Source organism: Acinetobacter stercoris, assembly GCF_900323515.1.
GTDB classification, from domain to species: domain Bacteria; phylum Pseudomonadota; class Gammaproteobacteria; order Pseudomonadales; family Moraxellaceae; genus Acinetobacter; species Acinetobacter stercoris.
Genome location: NZ_OOGT01000115.1, coordinates 1 through 12240, shown reverse-complemented (window position 1 = coordinate 12240; position 12240 = coordinate 1). Strand labels below are relative to the sequence as shown.

Annotated in this window: 15 protein-coding genes and 1 pseudogene; 5 read left to right on the top strand and 11 right to left on the bottom strand. The window is 34.5% G+C overall.

Features of this window, described 5'->3' with window-relative positions:
* Positions 1-225, bottom strand: a 225-nt coding sequence (locus tag KPC_RS12230; protein ID WP_171251112.1) for a transposase, incomplete at its 3' end; no start/stop codon positions are given.
* Positions 226-360: 135 nt separating this feature from the next.
* On the opposite strand from KPC_RS12230, the gene KPC_RS12225 reads away from it, so the two are divergent.
* Entirely contained in the window at positions 361-762 is a 402-nt protein-coding gene (locus KPC_RS12225; protein ID WP_000660211.1) for a hypothetical protein, read from the top strand.
* A gap of 998 nt (positions 763-1760) precedes the next feature.
* Here KPC_RS12225 and KPC_RS12215 read toward each other — a convergent pair.
* The 6 genes from KPC_RS12215 to KPC_RS12190 all read right to left on the bottom strand — a co-directional run bounded on the left by KPC_RS12215 (position 1761) and on the right by KPC_RS12190 (position 4726).
* Complete coding sequence (locus KPC_RS12215) at positions 1761-2273, bottom strand: SMI1/KNR4 family protein (protein WP_057093442.1); 513 nt, start codon at positions 2271-2273, stop codon at positions 1761-1763.
* Between the two features lie 38 nt (positions 2274-2311).
* Positions 2312-2830, bottom strand: coding sequence for a tetratricopeptide repeat protein (locus KPC_RS12210; RefSeq protein WP_000447196.1), 519 nt, complete (start codon positions 2828-2830; stop codon positions 2312-2314).
* Between the two features lie 174 nt (positions 2831-3004).
* On the bottom strand, positions 3005-3214 hold the full coding sequence (locus KPC_RS12205) for a hypothetical protein (RefSeq protein WP_000069475.1): 210 nt from the start codon (positions 3212-3214) through the stop codon (positions 3005-3007).
* Positions 3207-3509 carry a helix-turn-helix domain-containing protein gene (locus tag KPC_RS12200; RefSeq protein ID WP_001129974.1) on the bottom strand — a complete coding sequence of 101 codons (303 nt, stop codon included), beginning with the start codon at positions 3507-3509 and terminating at the stop codon, positions 3207-3209. Before KPC_RS12200 ends, KPC_RS12205 begins: the two co-directional genes overlap by 8 nt.
* Positions 3502-3858 (bottom strand): type II toxin-antitoxin system RelE/ParE family toxin, encoded by a 357-nt coding sequence (locus KPC_RS12195; protein WP_000269904.1) that lies wholly within the window; start codon positions 3856-3858, stop codon positions 3502-3504. The genes KPC_RS12200 and KPC_RS12195 overlap by 8 nt, the downstream gene beginning before the upstream one ends.
* A 580-nt stretch (positions 3859-4438) precedes the next feature.
* A complete protein-coding gene (locus KPC_RS12190) occupies positions 4439-4726 on the bottom strand; it encodes a hypothetical protein (protein WP_227607595.1) in 288 nt (95 codons plus the stop codon).
* A 14-nt stretch (positions 4727-4740) separates the two neighbouring features.
* On the opposite strand from KPC_RS12190, the gene KPC_RS12185 reads away from it, so the two are divergent.
* The gene (locus KPC_RS12185; protein WP_032060263.1) at positions 4741-7152 is read left to right on the top strand and encodes a membrane-bound PQQ-dependent dehydrogenase, glucose/quinate/shikimate family; all 2412 of its coding nucleotides are present in this window, start codon (positions 4741-4743) and stop codon (positions 7150-7152) included.
* A gap of 231 nt (positions 7153-7383) precedes the next feature.
* On the top strand, positions 7384-7767 hold the full coding sequence (tnpA, locus tag KPC_RS12180) for an IS66-like element accessory protein TnpA (RefSeq protein ID WP_024439349.1): 384 nt from the start codon (positions 7384-7386) through the stop codon (positions 7765-7767).
* A gap of 179 nt (positions 7768-7946) precedes the next feature.
* Here the strand turns inward: tnpA and KPC_RS12175 are convergent, their stop codons facing one another.
* Together KPC_RS12175 and KPC_RS20960 are read right to left on the bottom strand one after the other, a co-directional pair.
* The gene (locus KPC_RS12175) at positions 7947-8138 is read right to left on the bottom strand and encodes a hypothetical protein (RefSeq protein ID WP_000102616.1); all 192 of its coding nucleotides are present in this window, start codon (positions 8136-8138) and stop codon (positions 7947-7949) included.
* A gap of 462 nt (positions 8139-8600) precedes the next feature.
* The gene (locus KPC_RS20960; protein ID WP_001005328.1) at positions 8601-8819 is read right to left on the bottom strand and encodes a hypothetical protein; all 219 of its coding nucleotides are present in this window, start codon (positions 8817-8819) and stop codon (positions 8601-8603) included.
* A gap of 687 nt (positions 8820-9506) precedes the next feature.
* On the opposite strand from KPC_RS20960, the gene repM reads away from it, so the two are divergent.
* Entirely contained in the window at positions 9507-10430 is a 924-nt protein-coding gene (repM, locus tag KPC_RS12165; RefSeq protein ID WP_000845851.1) for a replication initiation protein RepM, read from the top strand.
* Between the two features lie 67 nt (positions 10431-10497).
* Positions 10498-11043 (top strand): plasmid replication DNA-binding protein, encoded by a 546-nt coding sequence (locus tag KPC_RS12160; protein WP_121974640.1) that lies wholly within the window; start codon positions 10498-10500, stop codon positions 11041-11043.
* A gap of 182 nt (positions 11044-11225) precedes the next feature.
* On the opposite strand, the gene KPC_RS12155 is transcribed toward KPC_RS12160, so the two are convergent.
* Entirely contained in the window at positions 11226-11744 is a 519-nt protein-coding gene (locus KPC_RS12155) for a tetratricopeptide repeat protein (RefSeq protein ID WP_000447193.1), read from the bottom strand.
* Between the two features lie 231 nt (positions 11745-11975).
* Positions 11976-12215: pseudogene (locus KPC_RS12150) on the bottom strand (transposase); the annotation flags it as partial.
* Between the last annotated feature and the right edge of the window lie 25 nt (positions 12216-12240).

The following is a 12240-nucleotide window of genomic DNA, read 5'->3' as shown; positions in this document are numbered from 1 at the left end:
GCCAGTGACCATACGTAAAGACAGACGGAATAAGGATTTAATCATTAAGCAGCATTGGATGGCTGCGTCGGAGTAGGTTTGATTTCGCCCTTGTTTGCCTTTTGATGGCGCATACCATTGCGTAGCAGGATCAAACCAAATGGCAATATTTCCGCGACTCATGAGTGCTCGGTTATATGCGGGCCAATTGGTTGTGCGGTAGATTTTGTGTGTAGGCTTCTTCATTTGAAAATTATATCGCTGAAAAAGCCTTTACAGATAGGTTTGTGCAACAAAGCCCCAAAAAATTATAAATTAATAAATATTAAATACTTATAAAACCTGTTAATATTGTAAATAATTCTTATTCACTTTAATAAAATGAAAGAAAAACTCCGATGGATCATTCTTGTTGTAAGTTTAGCTTTTTTATATGGGGTTACTTACTTTATATTTATCAATACTTCTACTGGAAAGCCCATTTTTGGGGGGATACCCGAAATTTTGGCATATATAGTTCCTGCATACTTTATTACAAGCATTCTCATCGAAGTTCTACTTAATGATATACCTAATAAAAATGTAAAATTAATGCTTGGTAAAGCACTTATACTTTTGCTTTCTTTTTTAGCCTTTACAGTAATTTATTGGCTATTTTACAAAAACATCATTATTGCTAATGAGTTAGAAAACACGTTTATTGGGAAAAACTCACACTTCATTTTTATTTGGCTGATGATTTTCTTCGGTATCAAATTTGCCAACAAATTGTACTTTAAATGAATAACATGGCGCTACTATGAATCACTTATCAATAAATACTCAGAATAACCGGTTAATTAAATCTTGGTTTGGATTTTTTTTAGGGTTAATTACTGTTGGACTTAGTGTGAATGGGCTATCTGAATCTTTTACATTATCTAGAATTCTAAGCACTTTAGGATTTTTATGTTTTTGGTATCCGTGGACTCAACTTACTTGGAATCAATCAATGAAAGAGCTTATTCAAATTAATAGCCAATCTATGGGCAAATCATGTATTTACTTAGGATTCATTGCCTTGATCTTGTTCTTAAGTTCTGCACTTGTACGTTTACTATGAAGACATCTAATTTCCATTTAACATAAGGGCTGTTATACGCAATAAAAAAACCTGGGCACCAACCCAGGTCTAAAATTTAAAAAACAGATAAATATCAGTGCAATAAACTCATTTTTCTAATTTCGCATAAGGTGTATTATGTTAATTTTAGGAAAATTTAAAAAATAAAATTACTACAACCACTGTTACAAAAAATTACATTGAAGTATGATTATTAAATAATTTAAACCAGTTTGGTTAAGCTTATGGATATCTATATCATTGGAATTATTATTTGTTTCATAATTATATTGATCTTAATAATTTCAATGTTGAAAGACTATTTTGATGATCCTTTTCGTAAATAGCGTTTTGGATTGAACTTGGCTAAGTTCTCAAGATGACGAAACAAAACAGCACATTAACGATATGGTGCGCCATATCATGGGGTTGAAACGTGTTTAATTAAAATTTAGCTCGATGCTTGAGACTGTAAATTATTTTTGTGTATTTTATTAAGCTAATTCTCTTATGCACTCGAGAAGTATTACCACGATACCAACTCTTAGAAAGAGCTTTGAGTCCCCTACTTAACATAATGGGCGTTATATGAAATTCAAAAAATGATACTATTTTTGTGATAATTAAATAAATTTTAGGTGAACATAAGTTAAATAGAGCTTATATCGGCCATATAATTTTAAGGTTCCCAGAATTTATCACCATGAGTTTCATAAAATTTACTAATGAATTCTTGAAAAGTATTAGCAACAATGTACCAATCTTGTCTTTGATCTATAGGTAAGACAACAAAAATAGAGCCGTAATCATCACTATTAGGATCACATCGAACTAACAATAAGTCTGAATCTCCATAGAATTCTCCAATAATTAAGTCACTTTGAAGAGCGTCATTATTACGATTACTTTTATAAATTTTTGAAGCAAAAATTACTTCCTCAATAGAATATAATTTTAAGCCCCATTGTCCGTATTCTTGATCTTTAAATAGATCTGCACCATTAGATACTGTATAAAAATCCTCTAATACTTTTGGTAAAAGTACTTGGGGTATTTGTGGGTAAATTTTGCTTTTTAGGTTTAATGAACACTGCAAAGGAAAGGGACATTCCCTACCTCTCTGAATAGCTTTCTTAGGTTCAATCTCCCATTCATTATGTATTTTTTCTATAATTTCATGAACACTATTCATTTATTAGACTCTTAAAAAATCCTTAACTTTTACTAAAATTAATTTTCAGACTTATCCCACCAACTTTGAGCTAAATCAGTATTTTTAGGAATGCCTATACCATCACGATACATAACGGAAAGACTTCGCATTGCTTTCTTATTACCTAACTTTGCAGCCTTTTCACGAAGTTCTAAAGCTTTCTTAATATTAACTTCTATTCCGCTATCTGCGCGAGTATATAGGTCAGCTAACTCAACCATTGATTCAGAATGACCATTTTCTGAAGCTTTCTGAAACCACTTAAAAGCTTTTTGGAAATGTTCTAAAGAATCGTTTTTGTCATCATCCTCTATTAATCTAGCATAGGTAACATATCCATCAGCTAACCAAAACATTGCTGCTACATTTCCATTTTCAGCTGATTTAATAGCCCAAATTTCAGCTTGATTTTCATCTGAATCAACACCATGACCATATAGATAAATCTCAGCTAATTCTAACTGGGCAGAAGTATCTCCACTTTCTGCTTTCGCTAATAAATCATTAGAAAAAACAGGTTCTGCAAATGTTTCCATTGAAAGGCAAACTCCTAAAGCCATAAAAATATTTACTAATTTATTCAATTCTTAACCTTTAAATTAAACTCTTAGGCTTGTATGTTTTTACATCATACCTAAAAGAAAACTCTAAAATTAGAGTATATTTTTAGTCCTATTTAACATAGAAACTCTTATGCGAATCTAGAAGGATTAAGCTATTTCGTAATATTTTAACCAATAAGCATTGTCAAAAATATCAATGTAATAGCTTGGCCTCTTACAATGTGAAAAATATTCACAGCATAAATCTCTAATAATTTCAATTTCTTCTAGGCTATCGGCAGCATTGACTAAAAATATAAATTTGTCTAAGTTAACAAGTAATTTAGTACTATTTTTCAAAGGTTTATTATTAGACATTGAACCCTATGTGTTTTCCTGTTGGAAGCTCTACATCAATACGAAGTTTTCCACCCATTGCTTCAACATACTTTTTCATCGTTGAAATTTTAAGATCATGACCACGATTTTCGATTGCTGATAATGACGGCTGTTTAATTCCAAGGGTTGCAGCTAGTTCTTTCTGGGAAATTTCTAACTCTTCTCGGATAAGGTGAAGCTGACTTTCTAAAAGTAATTCATCAGCCATTTTTTGAATACGAGCTTGACTCTCTGGAGAGCGACTAGCCAATAATTCTTGTAAGCTCTTAGCCATTAGATTGATCTCCTAAAGTTGAGAGATGAAGTGCGTATTGCTCATCTGCAATTGCTAGCATCTCTGTATAAAAACGCTTTTTATTACTCTTATCACCAATACACAGCACAATCGCTTGTCTTAGGGGATCGAATGCAAAAAATGCCCTTAACGGTTTACCACGATGCTGAACACGTAGTTCCTTCATATTGGTAAATTTAGAATCGTAGACGGTATCTACTAAAGGACGACCTAAACTAGGCCCTTGCTGTTGTAGAACAACCAATGCAGCTAAGACTTTCTCTTGTGTTGCTTCATCTTGCTGTTCAAGCCATTCATTAAACAGATCCGTTGTAATGACTGTCCACATATTACAATCACAATATAGATTACAGTCTATATATTAAATCTGATTGAATGACTTTGCAAATGGCAATAAAAAATCCCGACGTCATGTCGGGATTTTTCGGTATGGAGCGCATAGGTAGGGCTGACTACCTGATGGTCATGGTGCCTGACTGATTATTATTGTTGTTTTAAGTCATTGAACATCCTGTCCATATAGATCGATCATAAGAGCTTCATCGGGGGATAGATACAGACAATTTCGTGAAACGCTGTAAGCCAAAACGTACAAAAAATAATCAAAATTTATCCCAATGGTTATCCGCATAAATTGTGGATTCTTTTGGGTAAAAAAGGCTTAAAAACTCTATGGAATTGCTATTTTTGATCATTATTTAACCAATTTTATTGGCAAGAAGTATCAAACTTGCTCAAAAAAAATCCGCTTTGTTTCCAAAGCGGATTTTTGCGGTAGTTTCGGGTTATGTAAAATAGCTAAGTACATGATTTTATTTAACTTATAAAAGACGATTTCGGATAACGCCCATTATGTTAAATGGAATTAGTTTTAGTAATTTTAAAGTCGGATATAAGATGTTTTTTATTCATACATTAGAATATTGACTGAACATATATTTCATATGATATGAAGTAATTCCTAAACCTAAAGCCATGAGCATGGTTAGAGAAGTTAGACCCACCATAGAACAAAATTTATCTATTATAATTCCACCAACCCATGGCATGATCCCAGCCAATAAGTATCCAAAGGACTGGGTTATTCCACTTAGCCGTGTTGCTAATTGAGTACTAGATGCGAACTCAATAGGTAAAATAAGGGCTATAGGAAATAATCCTCCTGTAGCAATGCCTAAGCTAATTACAGCCCACATCAAAGAGACAATATATGAGTACCGAATACACTGCACCTTCTGAAAGGGCAGGATCAAAAGTTTATCGCTTTTTCGTAATACTTCTACATGTGTTAATCGCATTATTCTTAATTATCCAAGGTGGAAAGCTTGTTAGCTTAGGTGGCTCAAGTTATTACCTTATCGCTGGTATTGCCTATCTACTGATTGCTATTTTATATACATTTAGAAAAGTAATCAGCTTATGGCTATCCATTTTAACTTTCATCGCAACAGTTATATGGGCTATTTCCGAAGTACAAGTTTTTGACTTCTGGCAGTATATTCCCCGTCTAGTTGTTCCAACGGTTTTATTTGTACTAAGCTTATGGGCAAGCCGTAGTTTAATAACACTTTCAACAGAAAAAGTGACTTTTGCTAATCGTGTTGGTTTAGTTGGCTTTATTGCTTGTGTTATAGCTTTAATCTCAGCTTTTTTTCCCCATGGAAAAACTCTAAATCAAGTTAATATTGCTCAAGATCGTAATTTAACTAAACCTACAGCAGAAAATCCTGATAATTGGGAATATTTTGGTCGTAGTGGTAGTGGTACCCGCTTTGCCCCTTATACTGACATTACTCCTGATAACGTTAAAAACTTACAAGTTGCATGGACTTACCATACTGGCCGACCAAAAAATATTGGAGTCGATGAAAATACTCCAATTCAAATTGGTAGCACACTGTACTCATGTACTCCAACTAATATTATTACTGCGATTGATGGTGATAGCGGTAAAGCACTTTGGAAATATGATCCAAAAGCAAAAACAGCTGAACACATTACCTGTCGTGGTGTTGGTTACTATGATGCGACTCATGATAAAACGCTTTCAAAAGCAGATTTACAAACTCCTAGTATTCAAGCCTGTCCACAACGAATTTTAACATCTACAGTTGATGGTCGTTTAATTGCATTGAATGCAAAAACTGGTGCTTTATGTCCTCAATTTGGAGTAAATGGCCAAGTTGACCTGTTAAATGACATGGGTCCTACTGAAAAAAGTAAACGCTACCATCCAACCTCTACCCCATTAATCGCAGGGCATGTTGCCATCTTAGGCGGTTGGGTTCGAGACATTACTCATGGTGAACCTTCTGGCGTAGTTCGTGCTTATGATGTACGTACTGGTAAACTAGCCTGGGCTTGGGATGTAGGTAATCCAGAATTATCTGGACAACCTAAAAACGGCTTTACTCTTGAAACCCCAAATATGTGGACAATTCCAACTTACGACAAAGATTTAAATCTAGTATATCTACCTACTGGAAATGGCCCCCCTGATTACTGGGGCGGTGATCGTAATGCAGCAAAAGAAAAATTTGGCTCAGCAGTAGTTGCTGTAGATGCAACGACTGGTAAGACTAAATGGTCATATCAAATTGTTCATCACGACGTTTGGGACTACGATTTACCTTCTCAACCAGTTCTTTACAACGTCACCAATGATAAGGGAGAACAAATTCCTGCCCTTATTCAAACAACAAAAATGGGACAAATTTTTGTATTAGATCGACGTACAGGCCGACCTGTTACTAAAGTTATTGAAAAGCCCGTACCGACTACCGGTCAAGCAGAAGGAGAAAAACTATCTCCGACTCAGCCATATTCTGTAGGTATGCCACAAATTGGTAATGACACTTTACGTGAAAAAGATATGTGGGGTATTTCAACTTTTGATCAACTCAATTGCCGTATTCAGTTTAAAGATTCGGTTTATCAAGGGTTATATACACCACCTAGTGAGAAACCATATATTGAATGGCCAAGTTTATTAGGCGGAATGAATTGGGGGGGTATTTCAATTGATGAATCAACAGGTTTAATGTTCGTCAATGATATGCGTATGCCTTTGCGGATGTCTTTAGTTCGTAAAGAAGATATGGGGAAATACAAAATATCTACCGATGAAGTTCCTGGATTTATGGGAACAGTACGCCCACAATTTGCAGGCCCGTACGCTGGAGTAAAAATTGATATTATGCAATCAGCATTAGGGGTACCTTGTAATCGACCACCTTTCGGTACGATGTCTGCGATTGATTTAAAAACCAAAAAGTTGGTATGGCAAGTACCAATGGGAACAGCTGAACAGCTTGGCCCATTAGGTATTAAATCACATCTCCCAATGCCATTAGGAATGCCAACACTAGGTGGTCCTACTTCAACAGCTTCTGGCTTGGTATTCTTTGCAGGTACGCAAGATTATTATTTACGTGCTTTAGATTCCAAAACTGGTAAAGAAGTATGGAAAGCTAAATTACCCGTTGCAGCTGTTGCAGCACCTCTAATTTACAAATCACCAAAAACAGGTAAGCAATATGTAGTTATTTCTGCAGGGGGTGCGAGCCACTCAAAAGATGTAGGTGACTATATTATTGCGTTTGCTCTTCCTGATCAGAAGTAACCGAAATTAGCCAAGATAGTCGTCTAAATTTTAGAAATCTAATTTTGGCTTAAGGGTAATTTAGAAACCTCTACCTTGTACGAAACACTAAAAAGCTGGCTTGTTATCAAGCCAGCTTTTTAGTGGGCACCACCCTCATAAAACGGTAAGCGTCCGCTGAACACACCTTATGAATTCATCCTATAAGCCTTAATTTAGTCCCCACTTAAAAACAAGTGGGGACTTAAATTTATGACTACAAATAACCAGACATCCATTACATCTCTTGCGAAAAAACGAAGAACATACAGTGCTGAATTTAAACAGCAAATCGTTCAGGCTTGTAAAGCACCGGACGTTTCAATTGCTTCAGTCGCTTTGCAACATGGATTGAATACAAATCTTGTATCCAAATGGATTCGCTTAATTGATGGTAAGCAAGGAAATGATCGCTCATCACTACCAAATAAACCTGCATTTATTCCCTTATCTTGCTCTGCACCATTAGATCCTACTCCTACTGACATGTTAACGGTTCAAATTACTTTACCCCACTCAAGAGCAGAAATTGGCTTGAAATGGCAAGTATCAGAAATATCTGCTTTAGCAGAATTACTCAAGGCACTTGCAACATGATCCGTATCGATGAAATCTGGCTTTCTACCCAACCTCTGGATATGCGAGCAGGGATGGATATCCAATTAATTCTTCATTTCCTTTACCACTTTGGGTTGATATGAGTATGAAAGGAGAAGTAGAAAATTAATTTGTATTATTTCTAAAATTAACATAATACACCTTATACGAAGCCCAGGTTAATCCTGGGCTTTTTGTTGAATCTGATCATTGGTAGCAAACAGATCAGGATTGGTAATTTTGATGTTTTCCTGACAACTCCTGCAAAGCATCAGCCCAGCAAAAAGTTGTACATGTTCCGTTGATTCACAGAAGGCACATGGCTTAGGAAAAGAGATGATATTGGCTGAATTGACTAATTCTGTTGACATAAGAAGTAACCTTGGATTGTACATATTTATTTTTAATAAATTTCAATACTTTATACCTAATTTAGCCATTAAAATTTGTACATTATTGTATAATCCATGTGTACATATTATTTTTTATAATTTTCATTCACTTAGACCCAAAATAGTATTTATTTTTGTACAACACCATGTACAGAACAATAATCATATAAATCAAATTTTTAGCATAAAAAAGTCCATTAATTTTGTACACAATTCTGAAACTTAAAAATCTAAACTTTCATCAATTTTTTTCATAATTTCAATAAATTAACCTTAATTTTAAGATATATTCTGAAATTTGGTTTGAAAGCTGTTTTTACATTATATTTCAATACTTTAAATCAAAAAATTGGATATTTTTTGAAAAACTCAATGAAAGTTTATTTTTTATTTAAAAACAACTAGTTATATTAGTTTTTATCCATTTTTTTGAAACAGTTTCTATATGATAAAAAAACCTATAAAAACCATATCTAGCAAAGGTTTGAGGGTTATCATCTTTAGATGCGTGGTGTGTGACAAAAAAATCCCGGCATGTGCCGGATTCTGGATTAGAAAATTGGCTAAAGTGACGTAGGACTGGTGCTTGGTTTTACATGGAAAAAAGTATTTATTTTCTGGTTTATAAAAACGTAAAAAGATCAGTTTTTGTTCATTCATCCAGGTTAAAAATTTCAACCTAAAACTTTAATTATGAAAAGCTTCACAGAAAGCATTCAAATGCGATTTAAGAGCCTTTATCTAAAAAACATAGATCTTATAGCGAAAAACAGAAAACAGCTCAAAAAACGCAAAAGAGAGTGAAGTAAAGAGATGTTTTGACTTTAGATAGCTGCATAGAGCGAGTGTCTACGAGCGAACTATCAAAATTTGCGTCTAGACTCTCTGAAAAACATTTTTTTGCCCTCTTTAGCCTAAGAAAGCTTAATTTTCATGCAGAAATTTGCTCCTGGACCGAGCGTAGCGAGAAAAAAAGCTCATGAGCGAAGCGAATTCCGAGTTGCTTTTGCTTTTTCTTAAAGTCACGCAAGTATTAACCAAAAAATTGCCCCGACGAACTGAGCGAAAGCGAAGTTCAATAGAGTTTGAGCGAAGCGAAAACCAAGGGCAATTTTTCATGACCTGAGCTTTTAAATATTTTTAAATCTTTTAAATGCTTTTAGACATGCTGAAAGCCTTTATTTATAAAATTCTTAGAGACTATAAAACGAGGTTTACCTTGCATTAAAACGAGGTTTACCTTGCATTAAAACGAGGTTTACCTTGCATTAAAACGAGGTTTACCTTGCATTAAGCGAGTTTATGATATAGCCTCGTCTTATTGAATTAAAAATATAACCTTTTCATATGAAAACAGAACTAATAGTTAAAGATAATGCATTAATTAATGCCAGTTATAACCTTGATTTAGTCGAGCAACGGTTAATTCTTCTAGCTATCGTTGAAGCAAGGGAATCGGGTAAGGGAATAAATGCTAATGATCCATTAACAGTTCATGCTGAAAGCTACATCAATCAATTTGGTGTACATCGAAACACGGCTTATCAGGCATTAAAAGATGCTTGTGATGATCTATTTGCAAGACAATTCAGTTATCAAAGTCTTAGTGAAAAAGGCAACATTATTAATCACAAGTCAAGATGGGTGAGTGAAGTCGCTTATATTGATAATGAAGCGGTTGTTAGACTTATTTTTGCTCCCGCTATCGTGCCTTTAATTACAAGACTAGAAGAACAATTTACAAAGTATGAAATACAACAAATAAGCAATTTAACAAGTGCTTATGCCGTTCGGTTATATGAGATATTGATTGCATGGCGTAGTACAGGAAAAACGCCTCTTATAACTTTGTCTGATTTCAGACAAAAAATAGGTGTACTCGATACTGAATACAAACGAATGTATGACTTTAAAAAATATGTCTTAGACATTGCATTAAAGCAAGTAAATGAACATACCGACATTACTGTTAAAGTTGAACAGCATAAGACTGGTAGATCAATTACAGGTTTTTCATTTAGCTTTAAACAAAAAAAATCAGTAACGAAGTCAGCTAAAAGTATAGGTGTAAGCGAAGATATAACGATCACTTTAACAGATGCACAACGCTATTCATTTGCGAGTAAATTGTCAGAGCTTCCAGAAATGGGAAAACTTTCACAAGGCACCGAAAGCTATGAACAATTTGCTGTACGGATTGCAGATATGCTAAAACAGCCGGAGAAATTAAAAGAACTTACTCCATTACTTCGAAAAGTTGGCTTTCAATAAATGATGTCAATTGACATTGTAAAGTTGACAGTCAAGTATTAACACAAATTGAAAACTGGTTTACATAATGAAAAAACTGTCAGTTTCAGAGTTGGCTAAGCTTTACGGATATTCACGACAAGCCATATATGCCCATATAAACAAAGGAAATTTATCTAAAGGATCTGATGGATTAATTGACTTCGCAGAAGCCATAAGAGTTTTTGGGGAACCACAAAAGAAAGATACTAATGTCAATCAAAGTCAATCAATTAACAGTCAAAACTTGACAGAAGTTGACCTATTAAAACGTCAAGTTGACATACTGGAAAAACAGTTAAATCAAGCACTGTTTAGAGAAAATCAATCACTAGAACGTGAATCGTTTTATCAAGATCAGATCGAGGCCATGCAGCGCTTACTAGAAGCACCAAAAGCCAATATGACTACGTTTACCGATCAAGAACAGTCGCAAGCGAATGTAGCTCAAGTACAGCCAGAACCTAATATTGATGTTCCTAAACATGACGGATTGACTACTCCAGAGAATAAGCGCATTCCTGTTCCAGAGCATGTTGAACCAGAGACTAAAAAGCGTGGCTTCTGGAGTCGTTTTTTTCTTCCATATGGTTAACTTAGGCTAAATAAAACCGTGGAACATTGCTCAATAAATAAGCGTGGAACGTGAAAAATCATAAAAAAAAACCACCTTGGGGAAGATGGGCTATAAACTAGAAACTACAGCATTGATTTCTAAGGAAAATTATAACACATTTCGTATAAGGTGTATTATGTTAATTTTAGGAAATATTAAAACTAATTTTCAGACTTATCCCACCAACTTTGAGCTAAATCAGTATTTTTAGGAATACCTATACCATCACGATACATAACGGAAAGACTTCGCATTGCTTTCTTATTACCTAACTTTGCAGCCTTTTCACGAAGTTCAAAAGCTTTATTAATATTAACTTCTATTCCGCTATCTGCACGAGTATATAGATCAGCTAACTCAACCATTGATTCAGAATGGCCATTTTCTGAGGCTTTCTGAAACCACTTAAAAGCTTTTTGGAAATGTTCTAAAGAATCGTTTTTGTCATCATCTTCCATTAATCTAGCATAAGTAACATATCCATCAGCTAACCAAAACATTGCTGCTACATTTCCATTTTCTGCTGATTTAAGAGCCCAAACTTCAGCTTGATTTTCATCTGAATCAACACCATGACCATATAGATAAATCTCGGCTAATTCTAACTGAGCAGAAGTATCTCCATTTTCTGCTTTCGCTAATAAATCATTAGAAAAAACAGGTTCTGCAAATGTTTCCATTGAAAGGCAAACTCCTAAAGCCATAAAAATATTTGTTAATTTATTCAATTTTTAACCTTTAAACTAAACTGTTAGGCTTGTATATTTTTATATCATACCTAAAAGAAAACTCTAAAATTAGAGTATGTCTTATCTCTATTTAACATAATGGCTGTTATACGAATTTCCTCCCAAAAAATGGCTTTGTTGCACAAAGATTTGAAATGCAAAGCGCCCCTAATTGAGCCAAATTTAAGGCGTAACTTGGGTAAGTGGTCGACCTAATTCCGTAAATCTGTTAAGGACTGCTACACGTGCATGGATCTCATTCACTTGGCTATCAAAACTCCTTGCACTGAGTTTATCTCCTAATAATTTGATGCAATGCATCTTAGTTTCAACCAAACTTCGCCGATGATAGCCTGACCATTTTTTCCATAGTGTCCTGCCTAAACGTTTAATTGTTCGAAGTAATTCATTTCGCTCTAGCGAGCTACTTTCGCTCTAGCGAGCTACT